General features: G+C 61.3%; 19 protein-coding genes and 2 tRNA genes. 11 read left to right on the forward strand and 10 right to left on the reverse strand.

From position 1 onward, the window contains the following. Window positions 1-17: 17 nt before the first annotated feature. Window positions 18-1,040 (forward strand): tRNA dihydrouridine(20/20a) synthase DusA, encoded by a 1,023-nt coding sequence (gene dusA / locus JY96_RS20855; RefSeq protein ID WP_035040404.1) that lies wholly within the window; start codon window positions 18-20, stop codon window positions 1,038-1,040. A gap of 69 nt (window positions 1,041-1,109) precedes the next feature. On the opposite strand, the gene efp is transcribed toward dusA, so the two are convergent. Next, window positions 1,110-1,664 carry an elongation factor P gene (efp, locus tag JY96_RS20860; protein WP_035040407.1) on the reverse strand — a complete coding sequence of 185 codons (555 nt, stop codon included), beginning with the start codon at window positions 1,662-1,664 and terminating at the stop codon, window positions 1,110-1,112. A gap of 106 nt (window positions 1,665-1,770) precedes the next feature. After that, window positions 1,771-2,952 carry an elongation factor P maturation arginine rhamnosyltransferase EarP gene (gene earP, locus JY96_RS20865; protein WP_035040410.1) on the reverse strand — a complete coding sequence of 394 codons (1,182 nt, stop codon included), beginning with the start codon at window positions 2,950-2,952 and terminating at the stop codon, window positions 1,771-1,773. Between the two features lie 59 nt (window positions 2,953-3,011). Between earP and uvrC the strand changes: the two genes are divergently transcribed. The 10 genes from uvrC (at window position 3,012) to JY96_RS20915 (ending at window position 14,893) form a co-directional block, all read left to right on the forward strand. Beyond that, the gene (gene uvrC, locus JY96_RS20870; RefSeq protein WP_081961521.1) at window positions 3,012-5,120 is read left to right on the forward strand and encodes an excinuclease ABC subunit UvrC; all 2,109 of its coding nucleotides are present in this window, start codon (window positions 3,012-3,014) and stop codon (window positions 5,118-5,120) included. Continuing rightward, entirely contained in the window at window positions 5,107-5,655 is a 549-nt protein-coding gene (locus JY96_RS20875) for a hypothetical protein (RefSeq protein ID WP_235334001.1), read from the forward strand. The genes uvrC and JY96_RS20875 overlap by 14 nt, the downstream gene beginning before the upstream one ends. A gap of 29 nt (window positions 5,656-5,684) precedes the next feature. Then, window positions 5,685-6,251 carry a CDP-diacylglycerol--glycerol-3-phosphate 3-phosphatidyltransferase gene (gene pgsA / locus JY96_RS20880; protein ID WP_035040413.1) on the forward strand — a complete coding sequence of 189 codons (567 nt, stop codon included), beginning with the start codon at window positions 5,685-5,687 and terminating at the stop codon, window positions 6,249-6,251. A gap of 244 nt (window positions 6,252-6,495) precedes the next feature. Then, a complete protein-coding gene (locus JY96_RS20885; protein ID WP_035040417.1) occupies window positions 6,496-6,768 on the forward strand; it encodes an HU family DNA-binding protein in 273 nt (90 codons plus the stop codon). Window positions 6,769-6,797: 29 nt separating this feature from the next. Continuing rightward, window positions 6,798-6,873 (forward strand) — tRNA-Val (locus tag JY96_RS20890). A 410-nt stretch (window positions 6,874-7,283) separates the two neighbouring features. After that, window positions 7,284-9,755, forward strand: a complete 2,472-nt coding sequence (locus tag JY96_RS20895) for a methyl-accepting chemotaxis protein (protein WP_161784379.1) — start codon at window positions 7,284-7,286, stop codon at window positions 9,753-9,755. Window positions 9,756-10,061: 306 nt separating this feature from the next. Next, entirely contained in the window at window positions 10,062-11,999 is a 1,938-nt protein-coding gene (locus JY96_RS20900) for a SurA N-terminal domain-containing protein (protein WP_035040421.1), read from the forward strand. 40 nt (window positions 12,000-12,039) lie between these two features. Next, window positions 12,040-12,115 (forward strand) — tRNA-His (locus JY96_RS20905). 90 nt (window positions 12,116-12,205) lie between these two features. Further along, window positions 12,206-14,179 carry a DUF6538 domain-containing protein gene (locus tag JY96_RS22625; RefSeq protein ID WP_052162834.1) on the forward strand — a complete coding sequence of 658 codons (1,974 nt, stop codon included), beginning with the start codon at window positions 12,206-12,208 and terminating at the stop codon, window positions 14,177-14,179. Window positions 14,180-14,224: 45 nt separating this feature from the next. Further along, complete coding sequence (locus JY96_RS20915; RefSeq protein WP_152606603.1) at window positions 14,225-14,893, forward strand: hypothetical protein; 669 nt, start codon at window positions 14,225-14,227, stop codon at window positions 14,891-14,893. Between the two features lie 133 nt (window positions 14,894-15,026). Here JY96_RS20915 and JY96_RS23005 read toward each other — a convergent pair whose 3' ends face one another. The 8 genes from JY96_RS23005 to JY96_RS20950 all read right to left on the reverse strand — a co-directional run bounded on the left by JY96_RS23005 (window position 15,027) and on the right by JY96_RS20950 (window position 22,510). Further along, entirely contained in the window at window positions 15,027-15,203 is a 177-nt protein-coding gene (locus JY96_RS23005; protein ID WP_081961523.1) for a DUF3606 domain-containing protein, read from the reverse strand. Window positions 15,204-16,351: 1,148 nt separating this feature from the next. After that, window positions 16,352-16,945, reverse strand: coding sequence for an ATP synthase F0 subunit B (locus JY96_RS20925; RefSeq protein ID WP_035040429.1), 594 nt, complete (start codon window positions 16,943-16,945; stop codon window positions 16,352-16,354). Further along, entirely contained in the window at window positions 16,942-17,235 is a 294-nt protein-coding gene (locus JY96_RS23385; protein WP_152606604.1) for a hypothetical protein, read from the reverse strand. Before JY96_RS23385 ends, JY96_RS20925 begins: the two co-directional genes overlap by 4 nt. Next, window positions 17,222-17,683, reverse strand: a complete 462-nt coding sequence (locus tag JY96_RS20930) for a hypothetical protein (protein WP_152606605.1) — start codon at window positions 17,681-17,683, stop codon at window positions 17,222-17,224. Before JY96_RS20930 ends, JY96_RS23385 begins: the two co-directional genes overlap by 14 nt. A gap of 297 nt (window positions 17,684-17,980) precedes the next feature. Continuing rightward, window positions 17,981-18,460, reverse strand: coding sequence for a hypothetical protein (locus JY96_RS20940; RefSeq protein ID WP_152606606.1), 480 nt, complete (start codon window positions 18,458-18,460; stop codon window positions 17,981-17,983). Between the two features lie 34 nt (window positions 18,461-18,494). After that, a complete protein-coding gene (locus JY96_RS23660) occupies window positions 18,495-18,644 on the reverse strand; it encodes a hypothetical protein (RefSeq protein ID WP_161784380.1) in 150 nt (49 codons plus the stop codon). Between the two features lie 77 nt (window positions 18,645-18,721). After that, window positions 18,722-21,670, reverse strand: coding sequence for a hypothetical protein (locus JY96_RS20945; protein ID WP_035040438.1), 2,949 nt, complete (start codon window positions 21,668-21,670; stop codon window positions 18,722-18,724). A 438-nt stretch (window positions 21,671-22,108) separates the two neighbouring features. Then, on the reverse strand, window positions 22,109-22,510 hold the full coding sequence (locus JY96_RS20950; RefSeq protein ID WP_369796203.1) for a KilA-N domain-containing protein: 402 nt from the start codon (window positions 22,508-22,510) through the stop codon (window positions 22,109-22,111). Window positions 22,511-24,404: the final 1,894 nt, after the last annotated feature.

A 24,404-nucleotide genomic window follows, 5' to 3' on the forward strand; every position in this document is an offset into this window, starting at 1 on the left:
TGCCCAGCCCGTGGCGCATGTGCGTTGCGCCCATGCTGGATTGGACCGATCGGCATTGCCGCTACTTCCACCGCCTGCTGAGCCGCCACGCGCGCCTGTATACCGAGATGGTGACCACCGGGGCCTTGCTCCACGGTGATGTCGACAGGCATTTGCGTTTCAACGAGGAAGAGCACCCGCTGGCCTTGCAGCTGGGGGGCAGCGAGCCCGATGACCTGGCGCAGTGTGCGCGTCTGGCTCTGCAATGGGGTTACGACGAGGTCAACCTCAACTGCGGCTGCCCCAGCGAGCGGGTACAGCGCGGTGCGTTTGGGGCCTGCCTGATGTCCGAGGCAGGCCTGGTGGCCGAGGGCGTCAAGGCCATGCTCGATGCGACGAGCGGTGATGCCCGCATGCCCATCACGGTCAAACACCGCATCGGCATTGACCAGATCGAGCACTATGACTTCGTGCGCGATTTCGTTGGCACGGTGGCAGAGGCTGGCTGCCAAGTGTTCATCGTGCACGCGCGCAATGCCTGGCTCAAGGGCTTGAGCCCGAAGGAAAACCGAGAGATCCCGCCCTTGCGCTACGAGTTTGTGCACCAGCTCAAGCGTGATTTTCCAGCGCTGACCATCGTGCTCAACGGTGGCCTGGCCGATAACGCATCCTGTCTGGCGCAACTGCAGCCTGGTGCGGTGCTGGATGGTGTCACGCTGGACGGCATGATGGTGGGGCGCGCGGCCTATCACACGCCCTGGATGATGGCCGAATGGGACCACCTGTTCTTTGGCGAGGATGCCGCCACCTCGCCCCAGGATCGTCAAGCGGTCGAAGCGGCGATGGTGGCCTACGCCCAGCGCGAGATCGAGCGTACGGCCGGCCAGGCTCATGGTGAGGTGCGCTGGTCAGCGGTCATTCGCCATGTCCTGGGGCTGTACAACGGCTTGCCTGGTGCGCGCCGTTGGCGCCAGGTATGGTCGGATCACACGCTCAAAGGGCTGCCACCAGCCGAGGTCATGGCGCTGGCGCACCAGCGCGTTGCACCAGCCGCATCCTGAGCCAGGCGGGCCCGGCATGAAAAAAGGACACCTTGAAGGTGTCCTTTTTACTGGAGGCGATCTGAATGATCAGACGCGCTTCTTGTACTCGTGGGTACGGGTGTCGATTTCGATCTTGTCGCCGTTTTCAACGAACAGGGGGACCGAGATTTCGAAACCGGTGCCGACGATGCGAGCAGGCTTCATCACCTTGCCGGAGGTATCGCCCTTGACGGCGGGTTCGGTTTCGATTTCACGCACCACGGTGGTGGGCAGTTCAACCGAGATGGCCTTGCCGTCATAGAACACGACTTCAGCTTCCATGCCGTCTTGCAGGTAGTTGATGGCGTCGCCCATGTTCTCGGCTTCGATCTCGAACTGGTTGTACTCTGCGTCCATGAACGCGTACATCGGGTCGGCGAAGTAGGAGTAGGTGCAGTCCTTCTTGTCCAGGACGATCTGGTCCATCTTGTCGTCGGCCTTGAACACCACTTCGGCGCCGGCGCCGTTCAGCAGGTTCTTCATCTTGATGCGCACGGTGGCAGCACCGCGACCGCCGCGGCTGTATTCGGTCTTGAGGACGACCATCGGGTCCTTGCCCTGCATGATCACGTTGCCAGCGCGGATTTCTTGTGCGAGTTTCATGTTGGATTCCCGGGTCGGGTCTGAAATTGAATCTGGAAATAAATCTGGAAATCGGGGCTCGGATCGTGGCGTTGAGGGCTGGGCGATCGAAGCAAAGCCTCTTATTTTAACCCGAGCTTGCAATGAATTGCAGCAATTGGCTTGTGAGATCTTGCTGGGCCAGCAGCCGCACGCGCGCTTTTTCGCTGTGTTTGCGCCAGGGCGCATCGGGCGATCGCCAGTCCGGCAGTTGGACCGGCATGGGGCCCAGGCGGTTCCACGCGAGCCACCAGGCACGGACTTCCGCCTGAAGCGCAGCCGGCCAGCCTGCCTGCCAGCGCGCCATGAAGGCGTCGAGCTTGGCCGCGTGCACGCCATCGTCCTGCTCATAGATGTGCCAGATGTGGGGGCGCCCCGCCCAGAGCGCACGCACGGCCGAGTCCTCGCCGCGGACCAGATTGAGGTCGCAGCACCACAGCAGCCGGTCGAAATCCGCCTGAGGCAAGGGGGGGAGTTCATGCAGGCGCGAGGCGAACGCGGGGGCCGCGGCTCCTTTGGTTTGCACCCATGCCCGGGCCAGGCGGGTGGCGGGGCCTGGTGTCAGCAGGACGTGGGTTTCGGGCCCTTGGTGCGCCAGGGCCGCGAGTCGGTCCAGCAGGTCTCCAACAGGTGCTGACTCGTAGCAGAACAGCAGCACCAGATGGGCATCGGGGGGCAGTTGCAGCCCCAGCTGGCTCAGCCAGTGCTGTCTGGCCGAGCTTGACCCCGTTTCGCTTTCACGTCGTGCAATCAAGCCTGGCTCTCGCAGCAGCCCGCCTGTTGCGGCGGTGAAGCCAGGGTAGAAAAAACGCTTGTGGAGCCCCTTGGCCACCCCCGACCACACGGGAGACCGCAGGCCGTGGCTGCGCTCTACATAATCCTCTGCGCTCAGGTATTCCAGGTTGACCCACTGCGCCGAGCTGCCCTGGGTTGCCCGGGCTTGCATGCGAGCCAGAAAGGCGTCAGGTGGGTCACAGCCAAAGGCCTCGACCACCACGTCGCCGGCTTGCACACCGGGTGCGACCACGTCCAGCTGCTGCGCGTCCTGCCAGTGGCAAACCGTGACCCCGGCCTGACCTTGCCCCGTGGGGATGCCCATGGCTGCGTCGGCCTGCCAGCGCACCTGTGGCGCCATCCAGGCCAGCGCCTGGGCGTCGTCCACCCACAGGCGGACCTGGTGGCCGCGCTGCGCCAGATCGCAAGCCAGGCGCCAGCACACACCGATGTCACCAAAGTTGTCGATCACGCGACAGAACACGTCCCAAAGCATCGGGGGATTATGGCAAGCGCCGGTGCCAGGCCGGATGTTGTCAGTGACAATCCTCGCCTATGAGCTTGCCGTCAGACCCTGAACCCAAAGATGCCCCGGCGCAAGACGAGGGGGCAAACCAGGAGCAGGCCCGAGCCCAGGTATGGGATCGCCTGCTCGCGGAAGTGGCCTCCTTGCCCGCGCTGCCTGGCGTGTACCGGTACTTCGATGCCCGGGGCGATGTGTTGTACGTGGGCAAGGCCCGCGACCTGAAGAAGCGTGTTTCCAGCTACTTTCACAAGAACCACGGTGGCTCCCGCATCGGGCACATGGTCTCGCGCATCGTGCGCATGGAGACCACGGTGGTGCGCAGCGAAGCCGAGGCCTTGCTGCTGGAAAACAACCTCATCAAGACGCTCAACCCGCGCTACAACATCCTGTTTCGCGACGACAAGAGCTACCCGTATCTGAAGATCTCGACGCAGGCTTTCCCGCGGATGTCCTACTACCGTGGTGCGGTGGACCGCAAGCACCGCTACTACGGTCCGTACCCCAATGCCTGGGCGGTGAAGGAAACCATCCAGCTGATGCAGAAGGTCTTCCTGATCCGCACCTGTGAGGACGCGGTCTTCAAGAACCGCAGCCGGCCCTGCCTGCTCTACCAGATCAAGCGCTGCAGCGGGCCTTGCGTGGACCTGATCAGCAAGGACGAATACGCGGCCAGCGTCGGTCAGGCCGAGCGCTTCCTCTTGGGGGAGCCGGAGGCGGTGCTGGAAGACCTGCAGGGCCGCATGATGGCCCACGCCGACCGGCTGGAGTATGAGAAGGCCGCCGAGATCCGCAACCAGATCAAGTCGCTGTCGACGGTGCTGCATCAGCAGTCGGTCGAGACGGTGATGGACAAGGATGTGGATGTGCTGGCGGTCAAGGTCAACGGTGGCCGTGCCTGCGTGAACCTGGCCATGGTGCGCGGGGGGCGCCACCTGGGTGACCGGGCGCATTTCCCGGTGCATGTGCAGGATCACTTGCAGGTGCCCGATGAGGCTGGCGAGCCTGGAGAGGTGGGTGAGGGCGGCGAGGGCGGAGCAGAGGCCGACTCGATCGTGAGCGCGACCGAAGTCCGGGTGCTCGAAGCCTTTCTGGCGCAGCACTATATTGGTGGCGCGGTGCCGTCCATGCTGATCCTGAGCCATCCGGTGGCCCCGGCGCTGATCGAGGCCTTGGGCGAGCAGGGCGGGCGCAAGATCACGGTGGTGCACCAGCCACGCGAGCAACGGCGCGCCTGGCTGGACATGACCATCAAGGGCGCCGAGCTGTCCCTGGCGCGCTTGCTCAGCGAAGAGGGCTCGCAGCAGGCGCGCACCCGTGCGCTGGTCGAGGCCCTCAATCTGGATCTGGACTTCGACGCCCGTGAGGCGGGGCTGGAGGTGGATGCCGAGGGCTCGGCGCCTGATGCGTCGGCAGACGCAGCGATACCGGAACCGGCCCAGGCCGAGCCCGCGCAGGCCAGTGCCCCAGCCCCGCGCGACCCGCTGGCAGGTTTGCGCATCGAGTGCTTTGACATCAGCCACACGGCGGGCGAGGCCACGCAGGCCTCTTGCGTGGTGTACGAGCAGCACAAGATGCAGCCATCTCAGTACCGCCGCTACAACATTCACGACATCACGCCGGGTGACGACTATGCCGCGATGAAGCAGGCGCTGGAGCGCCGTTACAGCGCCGCCGGCACCAAGGCCGCGCGCGTGCCTGACCTGGTGCTGATCGACGGGGGCAAGGGCCAGGTCGCGATGGCGCGGGACGTGTTCCAGGCCTTGGGGCTGCCGCTGTCCATCATCGTGGGCGTGGAAAAAGGTGAAGGGCGCAAGGTCGGGCTGGAAGAGCTGGTGTTTGCCGACGGACGGCCCAAGTTGCAACTGGCGCCCAGCTCGGCTGCCTTGATGCTGGTGGCCCAGATTCGCGACGAGGCGCACCGCTTTGCCATCACCGGCATGCGCGCGAAACGTGCCAGTGTGCGCACAGGCGGCAGCCGGCTAGAGGACATCGCCGGTGTCGGGCCCAAACGACGTGCGAGACTGTTGCAGCGGTTTGGCGGCGTGCGGGGCGTCGCCTCCGCCAGTGTGGAAGAGCTGGCCAGCGTCGAGGGTATCTCGCGTGAGCTGGCCGAGGAGATCTATCGTGCATTGCGTTGAAGTGCAGTCTGTGCGTCCGCCGATCGGGCGAGCGGCCGCGGCCGGCCTGGCCTGGGTCTTGGCGCTGAGCCTTGCGGGCTGCGGCATGTTCAAGAAGGAAGAGCAGAGCGCGGCCACCAAACCGCCCGCTCCGCCGGCCACCCAGCCCGCCCCCATGACCGTGACCACCTCCAAGGGCGTGATCAAGCTGTCACCACCGGAGACGCCACGCAGTTGGGCCGACGCCCGTCAACAGGCTGCGCACCGCTTGATCGCTGCCAACCCCGACACCACCTACATGAGCAAGCCGCCCGACATCCTACTGGCCATCCCGGTCTTGAGCATCGAGCTCAATGGGGACGGCAGCATCCGCCGCATCGCGGTGATGCGCTACCCCAGCCAGGCGCGTGAAACGGTGGCCATGGCCATGGCTGCGGTTCGCCGCGCTGCGCCGTTTGGTGATGTCAGTCGGCTGCCCAAGCCCTGGAAATTCAATGAGACCTTTTTGTTCGATGCGGACAAGAAGTTCAAGCCGATGACGCTGGACCAACGTTGAAGCGCCCCGTTCGGGGGCACAATGCAGCCATGTTCTGGACCTTGCCCACCTTGCTCACCTGGGCGCGGATCGTCGCGATTCCGCTGATCGTGGGTGTTTTCTACCTGCCTTGGCCCATGGCCAAGATCAACCTGCTGGCCTGCGTGCTGTTCGTGGTCGTGGCCCTGACCGACTGGGCGGACGGCTGGCTGGCACGGCGCCTGAACCAGACGTCGGCCTTCGGGGCCTTCCTGGATCCGGTGGCGGACAAGTTCCTGGTCTGTGCATCCTTGCTGATCCTGCTGCAACTGGAGCGCGTCACGGCCTTGGTGGCACTCATCATCATCGGGCGGGAGATCGCGATCTCGGCCCTGCGTGAATGGATGGCGCAAATCGGCGCCTCACGCAGCGTGGCCGTCCACATGCTGGGCAAGCTCAAGACGGCCTCTCAGATGGCCGCCATCATGTTGCTGCTCTACGACGGCGACATCGCGGGCGTGATCCACACACGCCAGTGGGGCACCTGGCTCATTTATGTGGCCTGTGGCCTGACCATCTGGTCCATGGCGTATTACCTCCAGAAGTCCTTGCCCGACATCCGCGCCAAGGCGCGTTGAACGCGCGGCGGGCAAATCGCCGCTGCCAACACGGGCTTCCTACCCCTCATTGCCCACGCGCTGTCAAGCGTGCATATCCGCGTCTTGCGCCTGTTCGGCCGCATGTTGAATGGGCATAGAATGAATTTTCCGGTCCTCAGCCGGGTCGAGCAGTCCTTACGGTGCGGTCCCCTGTCGGCTCAGCGCTGCAAGCACGCCAGATTTTTTGGAACTCGTTTCGTGGCATCTTTTGAGGGGATTTTTCGTGAACAAGTCCGAGTTGATCGAGCACATCGCCCAGCAAGCTGATATTTCCAAGGCCGCAGCCGGTCGCGCCCTGGAAGCTGTCATTGGTGGTGTGCGTACCACACTGAAGAAGGGCGGCACCGTGTCGCTCGTTGGGTTCGGCACCTTTGCCGTCAGCACCCGTGCTGCACGCACAGGGCGCAACCCCCGTACCGGCGACGCCATCAAGATCAAGAAGGCCAAGGTGCCCAAATTCCGTCCGGGCAAGGCGCTGAAAGACGCGGTGAACTGAGGCTAGAATACGGCCCCAATTAGTCTGTCGGGTGCTTAGCTCAGTTGGTAGAGCGGCGCCCTTACAAGGCGTAGGTCGGGGGTTCGAGCCCCTCAGCACCCACCACCGGCAAGCCTGATCAAGCAACACACATCAACCACCTGGCGCAACGCAGGTGGTTTTTTGTTTTTGCCCTACGTATTGCACTCGGGCACTCGGCGCAAACCTCGAATGTCTTGGTGAATTGAGTCAATTCGAGCACTAATTCGCAACACGCTGTCACATATTTGCCTCAGGCCAGCGCTGCGACTTCAGCTTGGGCAACGTGCTCCGATATCCAGAAGCAGATTCCTCGTTTTGTGGTTTGAGGTGGCTTTTGCTGCATGAGGCCGATCAGGTTTGTTGCGGGCCGCGTGCATCGCTTCATCTGACTGCGTTCCGACTACCTTGCCCACAACGTGTTAACCGTAGGACTTTAGGTAGCCCATATGTCTTTAAACCTGAATTTACGTAACCGGTTGATCGCTGTGTCGATCGTGGTTGCACTCCCCTTGTTCGCGCTGGCGGGCATGCTGCTGGGGGCCGGCACCATGTTCGTGGTGTTGCCCATGATGTTGATGGCTGGCGCCGGGTTCTGGCTGTGGCGGGACAGCTTGCAGGCACAGCGGCAACAAGAGGCGCTGGCCGCGGTCAGCACGCGTTACAGCTCGGCGCTGGAAGGGGTCACCGTCAATGTCATGATCGCCGACGAGTCCGGCACCATCACCTTCGCCAACCGCGCCGTGCTGAACATGCTGGCGCGCGCAGAAAGCGACATTCGCAAAGACCTGCCGCAATTCAATGTGCGCGAGGTCGTGGGTTCGTCCATCGACATCTTCCACAAGAATCCCGCACACCAGCGCATGCTCCTGGCTGATTTGCGCGCTGCGCATCGCGCCAAGCTGCGCATGGGGGAGCGTCACTTTGCGCTCACGGCAACGCCGGTCTTTGGTGGCGACGGCAAGCGGCTGGGCACCTGTGTGGAGTGGGCCGACCAGACGGCCGAGGTCTTGAGCGAGCAAGCCATCGCCGCAGCGCTGGATGCCGCCACGAAGGGGGACTTCTCTCACCGCCTGCAGGCCATCGAGGACGCGCCGGCCTTCTTTGAAGTTCTGGTCAAGCAGGTCAATGGATTGCTGCACGCGTCCGACCTGGGCATCCGGCAGATCGGCGACGAGGTGCGTGAGCTGGCCAAGGGCAAACTGTCTGTCGAGACCGGCGACACGCTGGCTGGCAGTTTGGGCTCGCTTCAATCCGATGTGCGCTCGCTGCAGCAAAAGTTGTTGACGCTGATCGCCGAGATGAACCGCATGTCGAGCGAGCACGACCGAGGTGACATCGACGTGGTCATCGACGTCGACCAGTTTGAGGGCGACTTCCGCTCCATGGCGCAAGGCATCAACCAGATGGTCGGCGGGCACATTGCCGTCAAGAAGAAGGCCATGGCCTGCATTGCCGAGTTCGGCCGGGGCAACTTCAACGCACCGCTGGATACCTTCCCGGGCAAGAAGGCCTTCATCAACGAAACCATCGAGAAGGTTCGTCACAACCTCAAGGGCCTGATCGAGGAGATGAACCGCATGTCGAGCGAACACGATCGTGGCGACATCGACGTGGTCATCAATGCGGATCAGTTCGAGGGCGACTTCCGCGCCATGGCGCAGGGCATCAACGACATGGTGACCGGCCACATCGCGGTGAAGAAGAAGGCCATGGCCTGCATTGCCGAGTTCGGCCGGGGCAACTTCGAGGCGCCGCTGGACGCCTTCCCGGGCAAGAAAGCCTTCATCAACGAGACAATCGAGCAGGTTCGATCCAACCTGAAGGCCCTGATCACGGACACGGCCAAGCTGGTTGAAGCGGCTCGCGCAGGCTTGCTGGACACCCGCTCCGACGCTTCGGCTCACTACGGCGACTTCCGTCGTATTGTCGAGGGCATCAACGCGACGCTGGATGCGGTGATCGAGCCTGTCAACGAAACGGCTCGCGTGTTGAAAGCGCTTGAGAACGGAGATCTGACGCAGGTTGCCAGCACCCACTTCCAGGGGCAGCTCAAGGCGCTGTGCGAGAGCGTCAACAGCACGGTTTCCAAGTTGGCGGAAGTGGTGGGCAGCGTCAATGACAGTGCCAACAGCTTGTCCAGCGCAGCGGAGCAAGTGAGTTCGACCGCTCAATCGTTGAGCCAGGGCGCCAGCGAGCAGGCTTCGAGCGTGGAAGAAACCTCGGCGTCGATCGAGCAGATGTCCGCCTCGGTTCAGCAGAACGCTGACAATGCCCGGGTGACCGAAGGCATGTCCAGCAGGGCCGCCAAAGAAGCCTCCGAAGGTGGTCAGGCCGTGCGTGACACCGTGCTGGCCATGAAGACCATCGCCGACAAGATCGGCATCGTGGACGACATCGCCTATCAGACCAATCTGCTGGCGCTGAACGCCGCGATCGAAGCCGCCCGTGCGGGCGAGCATGGCAAGGGCTTTGCCGTGGTGGCGGACGAGGTGCGAAAGCTGGCCGAGCGCAGCCAGGAGGCCGCACAGGAAATCGGCGAGGTGGCCAAGAACAGCGTGGCCCTGGCAGAGCGGGCCGGTGCCTTGCTCGACACGATCGTCCCGTCCATCTCCAAGGCTTCCGACCTGGTGCAGGAAATCGCCTCGGCGTCCAATGAGCAGTCTTCGGGCATCGGCCAGATCAACACGGCCATCACCCAGCTGTCCCAGCTGACGCAGGAAAACTCTGCGGCTTCCGAGGAGTTGGCCGCCACGGCTGAAGAGATGAGTGGCCAGGCAGATCAGTTGCAGGAGTTGATGACCTTCTTCAACACGGGGACGCCATCCACGTCGCGCTCGCATGCCCGAGCCAGCTCGAGCATGGTCAAGGCCGTGCCTGTGCCGGCCAAGCCCAGACCGAGTGTCACCCGCAAGCCTTCTCGAGAGGTGTCTGTGAGCCACAAGGATTTCGTTCCTTTCGACGCCTGAGCGCCAGGGCATTCCTGTTGCGTCCCTGCGTCATTGGCGTCGAAATCAAGGTAATATCCGCGGGCGTCTACCGCTATCGGTTGGCAGCTTCGGTTGGTGGGTTCTGTAACCTATTGATTAATAAGGTTAGCTACTTCCTTACAAGGCGTAGGTAGGGGTTTCGAGCCCCTCGGCACCCACCACCGATAGCAAATAAAAAGGCGAACCACGGTTCGCCTTTGTGTTGTCTGAGGCCAGCATGCTTGCGGCCGCAGATCCAAGCCACAGAAGGCCCTGAAGACGGCCCGCAACAGTTGGTTCATCGACATGTTTGATTTCGTTCGCAAACACACCCGCATCCTCCAGTTCCTGCTGGTTCTGCTCATCCTGCCGTCGTTCGTGGTGTTCGGCATCCAGGGGTATTCGCGCTTTGCCAGCGACGAGGGTGCGGTGGCCAAGGTGGCTTCCCAGAAGATCACGCAGGCCGAGTGGGACAACGCCAACCGCAATGCGGCCGAGCGTTTCCGCGCCCAGCAGCCCGATATCGACGCGAAGGTGTTCGATTCGCCCGAGTTCAAAAAGCAGTCGCTCGAACAACTGGTGCGCCAATATGTACTGGCCGCAGCGGCGCATGACCAGAACCTGAACCCGCCCACGGCCCGCCTGGTTCGCGTGTTCTCGTCGGACCCCCAGTTCGCGGCGCTGCGCAACGCCGATGGCTCGCTCAACAAGCAGGTGCTGGAAGCACGCGGCATGACGCCTGCCCAGTTCGAGGCCTTGCTGCGCCAGGAGCTGACCGTTGGCCAGGTGCTGGCTGGCGTGGCCATGACCGGTCAGACGTCCAAGCTGGCCAACCGCCAGGCGGTCGACGCCTTGTTCCAGGTGCGTGATGTGCAGTGGTTGAAGCTGGAGCCCAAGCAGTACGCTGCGCAGCTCAACCCCACGCCCGAGCAACTGCAGGCCTACTACAAGGACCCCGCCAACGCCAGCTGGCTCACGGCGCCCGAAAAGGCCGATGTGCAGTACGTGGTGCTGGATCTGGACACCTTGAAGAAGCGTGTCACGGTCAATGAAGACGACCTGCGCCGCTCCTACGAGGAGAACAAGGGCCGCTTCACCGCTGCCGAAGAGCGCCGCGCCAGCCACATCCTGATCAAGGCCGAGAAGAGCGCGTCCGCCGAGCAGAAGAAGGCCGCCAAGGCCAAGGCCGAGCAGCTGCTGGCCCAGCTGCAAAAGAACCCTTCGTTGTTTGCCGAACTGGCCAAGAAGAACTCTGATGACCCCGGCTCTGCGTCGAATGGCGGTGACCTGGACTTCTTTGGCCGCGGCGCGATGGTCAAGCCTTTCGAGGATGCTGCTTTTGCACTCAAGCCAGGCCAGCTCAGCGGCGTGGTTGAGAGTGACTTCGGCTACCACATCATCCTGTTGACCGCCGTGCGCGGTGGCCAGCCTCAGCCTTTCGAGGCTGTGCGTGGTCAGCTGGAAGACGACGCTCGCAAGCAACTGGCGCTGCGTGAATATGCCGGTGCAGCCGAGAAGTTCACCAATGGCGTGTACGAGCAGTCCGACAGCCTCAAGCCTGTTGCGGATGAACTCAAGCTGACCATCCAGACAGCCACCGACGTGCTGCATGAGCCTGGTGCGAAAGACCAGGGCGTGCTGTCCAACCGCCGTTTGCTGGACGCCTTGTTCGACCCGGTCAACCGCGCCAAGGGCCGCAACACCGAGGCCATCGAGGTGGGTGGCAACAAGCTGGTGTCGGCCCGCATCGTCAAGTACAGCCCGGCCAGCCGCCAGCCGTTTGAAGCCGTGGCAGACAAGGTGCGCGAGCGCTGGGTTGCCGCAGAGGCACTGAAGGCTGCCCGCAAGGATGCCGAAGCGAAGATGGCGTTGTGGAAGCAGTCGCCTGACAAGGCGCAACTGCCTGCATCGGTTCAGATGTCTCGCAAGCTGGTCTTTGCTCAGCCGCCTCAGGTGCTGGATGCCGCCTTGCGTATCCCGGAAAAGCAATTGCCCGCCTGGGCTGTGGTGGACCTGGGTGCCGAAGGCACTGCCTTGATCAAGGTGAACAAGGTCTTGCCGATCCAGATCTCCGAGCAGGAGCTCAACGAAACCGAATCCCAGTTTGGCAACTACTGGGGCAAGGCCGAAGCCGAGGCCTACTACCGCGCGCTCAAGCGCCAGTACAAGGTGGAGTTCGTCAACGACGGCAAGAAGGTGATGGAAAAAGCGGCTGAACCGCAAAAATCTGCGTCAGCTTCGTGAAAGCACTGAAAAATCGCGCTATAATCGTAGTCTTTCAGCGGTGGCTATAGCTCAGTTGGTAGAGTCCCAGATTGTGATTCTGGTTGTCGTGGGTTCGAGTCCCATTAGCCACCCCAAAACACCTCAAACCCTCTAGTAGACTGGTTCTCCTAGGGGGTTTTTGCTTTGCACTGTGTATTGTTGCTATGTAGTGTTGGGAGTTCGGGATGAGCAAGGAAGCCCCCGAAGTGAAACCGTTCCCCGGTGTGAGACGCGTCCCCCAGTCAACGAACTGGCAATACTGGAAGCGCAACCCCGATACCTTGAGGCATCACCCGGCGATTGCTGATGAGCAGTGGGCCTTCCGTGGCTCTCTTGGCACAGCGGACCTGCGCGAAGCTAACGCAAGGGCGGCGGCAAAGCTGGCCGAACTGGAGGCCCATTGGGCAACCCTGCGGGCTTCGCTGAAGGTCACTAGCCCCGCTGATATCACTGCCCCATTGCGTGATGCCATTGCACAGAAGGTGAGGGCGCTTGTTCTTTCTGAGGACGAACAGCTTAGGTCTGATCCTGTGCGCCTTGCATCGTCCCTTGCGAGCTGGTGGAGCAATCAGGAAGAAGCCCTCAAGCTGGCCTATGAGATGGAGCACGGTGTCCCCCGTGTGGCCGGGCCTCGCTCTGAGGAGGAGGAAACCACAGTCCAGACTGAGCCGAACCCCAAGCCCTACAGGCCCCGCATGGTTCCTCGGTGGCTTACGAGCGCTGGACAGTCTGAGGTCTCCATGTACGTCCAGGCGGGCCGCCCAGAGGTCGCTCTGTATGAACTCTTGCCGTTGCTTCAACAGCGGCACGAGGGGGCGGCGGCACAGGCTAGGGCGGCCATGGCCCGCGGATCATTTGGCCCGTACCTTCTGGTAGCTGACAGTGTAGCCAAGGCCCTAGGGGTGAACTTGGGCCAAGATGGCTGGACCAAGCCTGATGCTAAGGCGCTCAGGGATGAATGTCAGCGTGCCTACTTGGATGCCCTGGAAGGCCTTGCGCAGCGTGACAGGGGCATGGTCGTGGACACGCCAGTGGTCCTCCCTGTTGCCGTTGTGGAGCCCACGCAAGCGGCGCCTAAGGCGTCCACTGCGCTAACTCTGGGCGCGGTGGTCAAGTCTGTGCTGGCCTCGTATCCTGAGAACGACTACAGGCGCAAGATAGGTTCTGTCACTGGCCTCATGCTTGAACTGCTAGGCGATACCACCGAGGTGCAGACCATCCGGCAATCACAGATCACTGGCTTCATGGCCGACATTTGCAAGTTGCCTGCGGATTGGTACACGTTGAAGAAGCAGGGCGTCTCTGTGGCTTCGATGCTGGAGCAAGAGCACGCGAAGTGCATGTCCCCTACGACCTTCAAGACCACCTACAAGGCCGCTATGGGTGCCTTCTTGGAGCGTGCCAAGCATGAGTTCCAAGACCAGGGGTTCCCGCAGGGGCTGAGTGTTAAGTTTGCAAACTACAAGGGCACACGGGAAGAGAACGAGGTTCAACAGCGCAACCTGAAGCCTCAAGAGCTGGTGCGCCTCTTTGGTTCAAAGGAGTATGCGGAGCTGGCCTCATCGCCCGATACCGCCCATAAATACTGGCTCCCGCTTCTTGCTCTGTATAGCGGTGCGCGGCCTCGTGAGCTTTGCCAGATCAATCCTCAAGTGGACTACGGGGTGGAGGATGACATCCCGTTCTTCCTCATCTCAGCGAAGACAGCAGCGGACGCGGATGTGGTCAAGACAGTGAAGACAGGGGAGGAGCGACACATCCCCATTCACCCGGAGTTGGTGCGCCTTGGGTTCCTTGTGTACGTCAATAAGGTCAGGAAGCAAGGAGCCCGAAGGTTGTTCCCAGGCTTCGCCGTTCACAAGGGCAACCCGTATGCGCGGGCCGGTGACTGGTTCTCTGACTTCCTTGAGGAGCTGGGACTCCGCGATGAGACCCCCAAGGCCATGGTGACAGGCATCTACGCCTTGAAGAAGACCTTCATAACCGAGGCTGCCCGCTTGGGGCTGCGCTTTCAGCCCATCACGGGGCACGTAGAGGAGAACCTGTCGCGGGTCCTCAGGGAGAGCTACGTGATGGACGAGGTGCCACTCAAGGATAAGCTGGCGGTGCTAAGGCAGGTTGTATTCGCCGTTGATCCGCACGCAAGCGGCGGTGACTAGAGCTGTATGCAGCGCGCAGGCCGATTTTTTTTTTTGGGGTGGGGAATGGACTTTGAGGTTTTGATTAAGGCGGCGGGGATTTTTATTGGCATGGTCGCCGCCGGCTCGGGCGCATTCAAAACCGCCATGGACTTGTCTCAGTTGCGAAGGGGGCGCCTACGCGAAGAATATAAGTTCGCGCGGGAGTTTTTCGCCGACTTCAAGGAAGATAAGGCCATGCATCCCTTCTTGAGAACAAAGGGTCTTCAGGCGATTGCGGGCACGGCCGACATCAACCCGAGCGAAATCCAATACCTGCTGACACTCAAGGGTGCTCCACAAGCAATCAAGGACTATGTCTTTGGTAAGAAGTATTTGCAGCACCTAGAGGGCGTCGGCAATCTTCAAGTCAACTTCAAGGATCGCTATAAAAATCCGGGGTACAGGAAGCTGCTTAAGAGTTGGTACATATTTTGGTATGGGGTGAGCGTGTTCGCTGCTGGGTCTCCGTTCATCTTCTCCAGTTTCTTCGCGCGCGGCGGGAATACTTCAGTAGGACTATTCCTCGTCACGCTAGCATTCTTCAGCCCCTATGCATTTCTGGCACTGAGGGCTGGCGTGCGGGTCAGTCGCGCGGAGCATTTGGTGTCTACGCAGGAGGCTCATACGCAGGCCATCATCATGCCGAGTGGTAGCAAGATCATCGAGGAGCCTTCAGCAAAAAAACCAAGCTGAGCGCCCGTCACGATGCACGGTGAGGAGTAGCACTCGAAGTCCTGGGAATAGCTATGTCATGGATGCGCTGCTACCGAAGTGTGGGCGCTTGGGAGCAAAAAGGGCGCCCGAAAGCGCCCTGAATGTAGCGGGCTTATTTGCCCAAGTGTCTGCGTACTGCGGCCGCAGAGTGGCCAACCGTACGGACAGCGTCCTTCAGTTTCTGTTCAGTCACCCCAAGGGTCTGAGTCCAATAGCGGACTTCCCAAGGTTCAGTAAGGCTGATCTGGCTTGCGTCTTGAGGACGCTTCAGGTTTAAGTTGTCGCTCATGATTCTGGAAAGGCTTTCTGCCAAGTAGGCATTGCAAAAAGACACCGCCTTGAAACCAGAAATCCGATACCATTAAAACTGCACTGAGTATCTGAACTCAAGCACCCCTGGCGGTATACGACTGGGGTAGAACTCGCCGGGGGACCGCAATTCCCTCGGCGTTTTCGTTTCTGAGGCGCATTATGCAACGTTCACGGGCACTGTGAATGCATACAGTTGGTTGCCTGAAGGGGCTTGTTAGCACTCTGTTGTGACGAGTGCTAATCGCGTGTAACCTTCATGCCCCTAATGTGGTGCAGTGTAGGCTTTGGTCCGAAATACCAAGTTATGTCCGGTGTTCTGTCCCGTCGTTTGATGGCGTGATTCTCAGTTGCACCGCTATTGGCCCGCCATTTCGCGCGTGATGGACTCCGCCGCGTTTGCTTGCAGGCGGACAGTCAAAGAGGTATGAGCCCATGTGCGCATAGATTGCTCCTTGTCGTTGAGACATGGGGTATCCGTTGCGAGGGCGCTTAACTGTGCTCTTTCAGCAAACTGTCAGGCCATCCCAACGTTTCCGCAGGGGTGCCCCCGACATACTTCGACGCATTACTCGATGTGAAGGGGGAAAGAATGTTGGGAATGGGGAGAGCGGGCATCCTGTCAATTGGGCTGATGGTCGCGGGGGTGCTCGCCGGGCAGTTGATGGCGAATCCACCCAGCGAGGAGCGGCTGGTCGTACTAAGTGAGCCCTTCAGGCTCATGGTGATTGAGCAAATGCAGGCGCCCCTGTGCGTGCCTTGGCGGAGCGTCAGAGTTGGGGAGGCGGAGCCTGTTGGGATGAGCAACGCCCGCTCGGACGCTTGCGCTCAATTCGCAAGATATCGAAATTCCGGGATATACGGCGGAGACCCGCCCAACGACCCGTTTGAGTACAACATGATGACGTGGGAGCTTAAGGCGCAATTGGAGGCGGACACCCTACACGCCTATGCGTGGGAGCTTGGGCTTCCCCTCGGCTGCTTGTTGTCCCTGTGTGCCGGTCCATTTCTGAGGCGAACATATCGGCGCGCGCGCGGGGCTCACGACGAAAGTTAAAGAAAGACAGATGCGCGCACGGGTGCACGCTTGAGGTAACAGGCAGGCCCACTCAGGGGCCCACCATCAACCTACCAGGGCGGATCTAAGCCCTCATCGTCTGCCGGGCACCAGTCACCCTCGTCTAACAAGTCGTCGCCCTGTGAGGCCGGCTGGGTTCCTTCCTGAGCCACTGGCGAGGGCTCATCCCATGGTGGTGGCTCAATGGCCTGTGGCCCTTCGGGCTGTGTGACCACATCTTCCCCGCCTGCCTGTGCCCGTGCCTTGTTTGCCTCTCTGGTGGCCTTGGCCTTCTCCAGCATCTTGGCCTTGTCCATGGCCTCCCGCTGGGCTGCCTTGATGATGTCTTCGGCTTCCTTGCGGGCATTGGCCAGGATGGCCCTGGATTGCTTGAGGACCAGCCGGGTGGCCTCGTCCATCAGCTTGTCCATGACCTTGGCCCGTAGGTCCTTCTCGATGCTGCGCTCCAGCTCGGCACACTTGGCGCACTTGTTGGACGAGGTCAGCCTGAGCGCCCCATGCTTTGAAGACCTGCGGCAGTAGTACTTGGATTGGAAGACCTTCAACCTCTGCGCCTTGGCTTGGTCACGGGTGATGGGCGGAGTGAACTCCTCTGTGGACGAAAGGCGGCCCATGAAGCTGCCCAGGTAACTGGGTTCATTCATGGATGACCTTTCGGTGTCAGAGGCAGCCACCAAGGAAGGTGACTGCACATGACCATCCCAATCAGGATTGACCAAGGATGTAGTACCCAATCAGGGAACCCTATTCCATGGTCAGCAGGCGAAGCCGTTCCATGGTCGTGAGCTTTAGGTCCACCAAGGTCATCTTGGGTTGTCTTCGCTTCGCTCATCTTCTCTATTCTTATCTTACTGAACAGGAACGAACACGCGTTGAACACTTGTTGAACAGGTGTTGCTGCTGTGTTCATGCGCTGTTGATCAGAATTCTTCATAGGCGCCTGCTGTTGGTTGAGCCGGGGGTAGGGTGGGTGTCGCAGCCGGAGGGGCGCTGCTCCTCGCCCGTGCGCTTGCCTTACCTGCTGCTGACTTCTTCTCGATGCTGTCCAGCGCGGCTGCGTGTTGTTCCAGTAGGTCCGGGATGGTCCAGCAGTCGCACTCTGGTTCAAACCCAAAGTCAGGGCTGACCACATCCCGAATCTCTGCATCGGTCATGGTGTCCTGTTGGGCCATGCGGGCCAGTTGAGCCCGTGAACGTTCCACCTGTGCGGCGCTTATGGGCTTGCAGTCGGTCATCCAGTAGTGGGTACGGAGGATGTGCCGAAGGGCAATCTGGCGGGCGTTCAGATTGTGGCTGTAGGTCTGCTCTTGGGTTGGATAGGTCTGGTGCCAGCCCATGAGGGCGGAGGGCTTACGGGTGGCTCTGGCGGATGGGTGGGACATGGTTGCGTTGTTCGTTGATTGCGGTCAGGCGTTGGTGGTCGAGGATCAAGAGGGCAAAGGTCTCATTCAGGGACGGACGGACCCCAGTGGCCGCCTCTTGCTTGCGTTGGGTGTCCTTCACATGATTGAAGGCACTCATTGGGATGGGGATGGTCCGCATCACTGCGGGCTCTGCGTGTTGGTGGTTCATGATTTGTGGTTCTTTGAGTGAGGCGGGTGGCCATACAGGCGCACCAAAGCACTGCACCCCGGTGAGATGGGGCACAGTGCTGCGCTTCGGGTGGGATCAGGTGCCGGCTAGGCCTTGCCTTGGGAGGCCATCTTGTCCAGCTTGGATTGCTGCTGGGACTGGTTGTAGGCCCCCATCGCCTGGGTGCCAATCTGGAGCATGGTGCCCACTTTGGATGGCGCCGTGATAGCCTTGATTTGGGACAGCGCGTTTTGTCGGCTGGCGATGGACGCCTGACCAATCTCGGCCATGGCGTTACGGTTGTTGGCGTTCACAGTGGCGAGGTTCTCATCCTGCTGGAGTTGCTGGACGGAGCGACCACGGCTCACGGTGTTGCCACCCCCGTATTCACCTGAGATGGTGTCCAGGGTTGCCATGTCGGCCAAGGCTGCCTTGTGGGCCGCGTGCATCTCATCGGCTGCTGCGGCGTTCTGCTGCTCCATCTGCCTGGAGAGGTCCGCCTGCCGCATGTCCTCGGCCTTAGATAGGGCCTCGCTTTGGTTCTCGGCGGCCTTAACGCCTTCCTTGTGTGCCTGGAGGGTGGCCATGATGGACAGGCCCGCCATGGTTGCGGTTACTGGATCACACACTGGGCAGGTCCTTTGCAGGGGCGCTGGGGAGGGGAGGAAAGCCCCAGGGGTTCTCCAGCTCATCCCGCAGGATGTCCCGCATGGTTTGCGAGTCTGCGGCGTCTTGCGGTTGTTCGCTGGGGCTTTGTTGGTCGTTGCTCATGGCTTCGTTGGTCGTGTTGAGTTGGAGGAAAGGGGAGGGGAAAGGGGAGACACAGGCGGATGCCCGTGCCCATCCCGTCACTGAGAGGCCACCGAGAGGCGGGCCTTCCAGGCGGGGAGACCTTGGAGGAGCGAGGCGCGCAGGTCCAAGGCGCGGGTGTCCTCGGTGCGCTGGCCCTGCTGGTTGGTGTAGTAGGTGCGCAGCTCAGACCGGAAGGCCTGCGTGTCACCCTTGGCCAGGGCAGCCCATGCCTTGCGGTATTGGCCGGCATCCCCGGTTTGGTAGGCCACATCTAGCATCACTGCCTTCTGCGGTGCGCTCAGGGATGCCCACAGTCCAGGCTTCACACCCTCGGCCACCTTCTTGACCCGCTCGTCCACGCGTCGCATGGTTAGCTGGGTCAGCCATTTGGCCTGCTCGGGTGTGAGTGCAGCTTTCCCCGCCTTGATGTCTTCAATGCGGTTGGGCGGGACACCCACGGCCTGGAGGTCGGCGGCAGTGGTCGAGGCGTTGCCCTTGAGGTTGTAGCCTGCGCCGATGTTCAGGCCCGCACCCCGGGCAGGGTCACTGTACGCAGACAGCACCACACCTTCACGGACTGTGGCCAGGGAGGCCGCCAGCTTCACATGGTCAGCGCTGGGCACGCTGCCCGAGTCATCCCCGAAGGCAAGGCCCAGCGCCGTCCTTGCGGTCAGCTTGGGGTCCACCCGCACACTGCCTCGGCTCACCTCCAGGGTGTTGTCCCCTGTGGGCTTGCCCAGGTCAACTGCGGGCCCGCCCGTGAGCTTGGCCATGGTGGCCTTGTGTTGCTGGACATCGAGGAGGCCCACATCGGTGGACGTGAGGTAGCCCGTGGATTTGCCCTTAGCGAGGAGCACCGGGTCAATCATGGAGACATCCTTGCCGGCCCGAATGTCCTTCACAACCTGATAGAGCTGCTGGGCTTCCGCAGGCTGTAGGTTTGTCTTCACGTCATACCTACGCATGATGTCGGCGAAGGAGATGTGATCCTTGGTCTTCTCACTGACCCCGTTAACCACCTTCACTGCATACACCCCGGTGTCCCCTACGGGCTGATACCGGATGTAGGACCCCGAGGGGAATTCCCCAGCCTTCTCCAGCTGGGCGGAGTAGGACTGTGTGAGGTCCGAGAAGGCATCACCAGCACGCTCAGAGCCTTGCCCCGAGGGGACACGCACGGCACGCCGGGTGGTTGCATCCATGACCCAGTTATCCCGGGCCATGCTTTCCACCTTGGCCATCACTTCGTCCTTGCTGTACTGGGGGTTGGCCTTCCAGAATTCTCGGACCTTCTGAGCCGTCCAGTCGCCCACCTCCAAGTCATTCTTGGGGCGGCCATTCATGCCCAGGGCGCCACCCCAGAGGCGGAACATGGCGGACCCTGTGACACTCTTCTTGGCTGTCTCCTCCACCTCCTTGAGGAAGGCAGGGTCACTCTGGCGCTTCACTGCGCTGGCCTTGGCTTCCGGTGAGTTGGCCATGTAGGCGTTCTCGTAGGCCGTCTTGGAGTCCCGCCCGAAGTCATACGCCTGGGTGTTGTAGACCCTCAGGATGTCATCGGCCTCACCCTTGAAGTACAGGTCACGGTACTGGGGTGACCCCGACAGGGCGCGGTACAGGGCAGCCGAGGCCAGGAACCCCGAGGAGGGGCCCTGCTGGTCAGGCATGGAGGTAACCGAGGTGCCCACCAAGCGGGTCAAGGCTTCCATGGGGATGGACGCCCGGGACTTGGAGTGCGCCTGGATGATCTGCTCGGAGAGGGCCTGGATGGTGCTCTGGCGCTCGGCCTCGGGCACGTTGGCACCGTCAGCGAAGACACGCCATGCAGCCGTGGCAGCGGGCCCCAGCTTGGCTTCCATGACCTTCTTCTGGATGTCGGGCTCATAGCGGCCCAGCATGCCCGCATCGTAGGCACTCAGGGCTTCGTTCTCCAGCGCCTTCTTGGCCATGCGGTCCCGCGCTTGGTTCACGTAGGCGGCCCCCTGCTCGGCGGACAGAGAGTTCTTCCCCACGTAGTCGCGGATGTAGTCCTCGGTGACGGCTGCGGGGTTCTCATCCACCAGCTTGTCCAGCTTCACCCGGGTGGTGTAGCGGTCGCCCTCGGTGGCCTCGTGCATGCGCTGGTCACGCTGGGTGGCCGCGTGGCGCTTGTGGGCGTCGATTGCTTCCGACAGGTCCGGGGCCAGGATGCGCAGGGTGCGCCCGTCCGCATTGGGTGCATCAAAGACATCGAACAGTTCAGGCTTACCCCCGGCCTGTTCACTCATGGACGCAATGCGCTGGAGGACAGCCTTGGTGGCGGTCTCCGGGTGGACCTGAATGGTTGCCCCTTGGTCAATGATCCAGTGGGCCTTACTGGCCAGCTCCTCGGGGGACTGGTCCAGTGACATGCCATTGCTGGCAATCTCGGCCATGGTCTGCTTGCGCTCGCTTTCATGGCGGGCCACGAGCCTGGATGTGTCTGCGGCCTTGATGCGCTGGGTCACCTCATCCAAGTGTGCGCCCATGATGGCCACTTGGCTGGGGTCTTGAAGACCAGTCAGGGCCGTGCGACGTTGGTCCGCCAGGAAGGTCTCCACGTTGAAGTCAGGGAGGTCCTTCTGGTTCTCATACTGGGCGGTGACATCACCAGCCACTTGGAGGGCGGAGCGCTGCGCCAGTGTGTGCTTGAACCGCTCACGGTACAGCTCACCAAAGGCCGGGGGCACATCCGATGGGACCGCAACGGGGGCGCCTGTCAGTGCATCGCGGGGGTGTTCCTCCTTGTATGCCTTGGCGTCCGCCTGCTTGAATGTCTCGTCCCGAGTTTCGTTGTGCGAGGCGGTTAGGTACTTCTGAAGCTCAGGGTTGAGCGCCTGGAGGCCATGGAGGAGGCCTGCCACATCGGGGCTGACTGCCTCGGGGGCGATGTCGTGGGCGTTCACCCTGGCCACCACCTGGGACCTGATGGGCGGTTGCGATGGCTGGAGCTGGGGGCGGGGCGTGAGGTTCTGTGTGTCGTTCATGTTCGTTGGTCGTTGGTCGTTGGATAGGATGCCCATCACCGCCTGTGTGAACCCTGGGGAGGGAATGGGTGGGGGCTAGAGGCGGGGTTTAGGGGCCGTTTTTTGCCCATGCCGCAGCCCCGCCCTCGATGGATAGGGGCGGAGCGCAGCGATTTGGGCGAAGCAGGCAGGTGTGCTCAAGGCCTCCACTGCCCTGGGGAATGGGCTGGAGGAGAGCTAGAGGCGGGGTTTAGATGCCCGTGGTGGGGCTGCTCTTTGCACCTCATCAACCCGCTTACCTGTGAAAATCACGGATAAGGGGCTGATGCCTTACGGGGGAAGTGAGCGTGCTTCGGGGAGGGGCTGGGTTCAAACAGTGGAAGTCCCCAGATTGGGATTGCCCTTATCACTGAAATTCTGGGATAAGGACCTGACCAGCTCTAGCCAATTCATTGAATTTCAATGTTTTGCGGCGAAACCCGGCTGACTGTGGCCCAGCGCAGAGGGGCCCTTGAAGGCGTCCGAGCTAGGCGTTGCCCCGCGTACCAGCTCCTCAATCACCATGTCACACCAGACGGAGAACTTCACGTCCAGCCAGCGGGCGAAGAACACGGCCAGCTTGGGGTGCGCCCAGGTCCCGCCGTGGTGCCCACGCTTGGTGGTGCTCAATTCACTAATTTTTAGGGATTCACGGAGGGCTCCCAGGTATTCAGCCGTAGTCGGGAGAATCCAGAAGTTGTCCAGGCGCCTACCGAAGGCCTGCGCGGCGGCGGTCATGTTGAACCAGCCGTCAGCACGGAATGTCAGGGCTTGGCCAGTAGCGGGGTAGGTGCGGGTAACGAGGGCGGTCCGAGCCCAAATCCCTGGATTTCAGTGATTTGGACCGGGTAGTCCCCTGGACTCCAGGGTACTGACGCAATTCCCCGGAATTCGGGGGATTTGAAAGTGACCAGGGCACTCGCCGATAGGGCATCAGACACTAGCCACCCATCTGGACAGGAGGGCTCCAACCTTGGGGCCGGATACAACCTCAATAGACCAGCCGCCCCATTCAAAGACAAACAAGTCTGAGCCCAGGCGGTATGCGTCACGATGGCCTGACGGCCTGTGCCCACTGCGAGGTAGTATTGAATAGGACACTGACCACTCGGCGGCCCAGTCTTCTGGCGTCCAAAGGCGGGAGACAACAGGGCCGGCCACCGGCCCCGCTATTTCATAGACCAGCCTTATCAGGCTAGAGGCAACGCCAGCTAGTCCCGAAGTGACTCTGAGGAAGTAGGCGAGCACCCGGAGCACCCGGGGCATTTTTGAATAAGACATGGAGCATCCCTATGCACATCAACATTGATGTGAAGAGATGGTCTCAAGGGCAGGCGGAAGGGGGAAGGGGATAGCCCACTGCACTACAAGCCTAACCATCTGGCAACTATCGCCAAGGGGAAAGTATGCGGCTTCGCGGGGGCACGGACCGTGCAATGAGTTAACGGACCAAATCATGAGCCTTCACTATAAGGGCCCGCTGGCGGCGATGCTTGCATGCCTTCACCGGGTGAGGGCGGAATACAACACCTAAGGCGCCTCAGTCCTCCGAACGGTGCTCGCTAATAATGACTGGAAGGACCTTTCGCTTGTTCCTTGGCCGTTGTGGGTAGGCGTGCAGCGTTGCAGTGATGGCTGCACGGCCACCATTCGCTATGCGGTCCACCACCATATCTGGGGGCTCTTGTCCATCGATGTGGCCCCATCGAAAATGGATAGATGGGGCTCTACGCTCTGTAGTGTTTTTTGTCGCCCCAGCAAGCAAGCACAGAAGGCCCTCCGCGTTGACCAAGTGGACCACCTTGCCGCCATCTGTGGCCGCCTGCTTCCTCCGTGCGCGTTCGGGGACATACTTTATGCGGTACAGGGGGATGCCAATGGCCTCACATACATCTACCGCATCGAACCACGGGCTGGAGCCATCTGACTGCACATGAACCCATGCGGGAGTCTTTGGCACATCCATTTCAGGGCGGGCCTCTTCTTGATTTGTGTCCATGTTCCACCTAGGTAACTAACGGCGCCGACTGTAGTTCAGTGCCACGGAACTAGGAGCCCCCAATGGGTGGGATGCGGGCATCATCCCCCGGAAACTCATAGGAATTCCAACGAGTATCTACACGGGATGTCGGCTCCAGGCTCAACCATACGGGCGGTGAACTCAGGGGAGAGCTGGTCCACCACGATGAGGCTGGAGCATTTGTCCAGTTGGTAGACCTGAATGGTTCGGGGGCAAGGGCCTGTGTTGACCACTTCCTGCAATGAAGGGAGTGTCACAACGCTGCGGAGGGCAAGGCGCTCAATGGCCACTTTCACGTTGTCATGGCGCACATCCAGCCGGTCAGCTCGGCAATTTCCTTGCTGGACATCGTGGTGGACTGGGAAGTGGAAGAGGCGGGAATCAGGTTCATGTGCCCTAGAAACGAAAAAGGCGGACCGAAGCCCGCCCCTGCTCAACATGTGAGCTACCGCACCAATTAGCGTTTGCTATTCGGCGTAGTTTTCACGGGAGTCCAGGTGTTACCCGGCTTCGTGGTTGGGGGCATTGGGCGGTGGTCGGGGACCGTCGAGTAGTTCGGGACCTTGCCGCCGTTAGGCTTTACCTCTTGAAAGATGCCGCCGCCATTGCCGGTGTTTTGACCGGGCTTGAGATTTGCTGCCATAGGATGTCCTTTGTGAAAGCAGCTAATCCCCGAGTTGAGAAACCCTAAACTGT

The organism is Aquabacterium sp. NJ1 (genome assembly GCF_000768065.1).
Taxonomy (GTDB): domain Bacteria; phylum Pseudomonadota; class Gammaproteobacteria; order Burkholderiales; family Burkholderiaceae_C; genus Aquabacterium.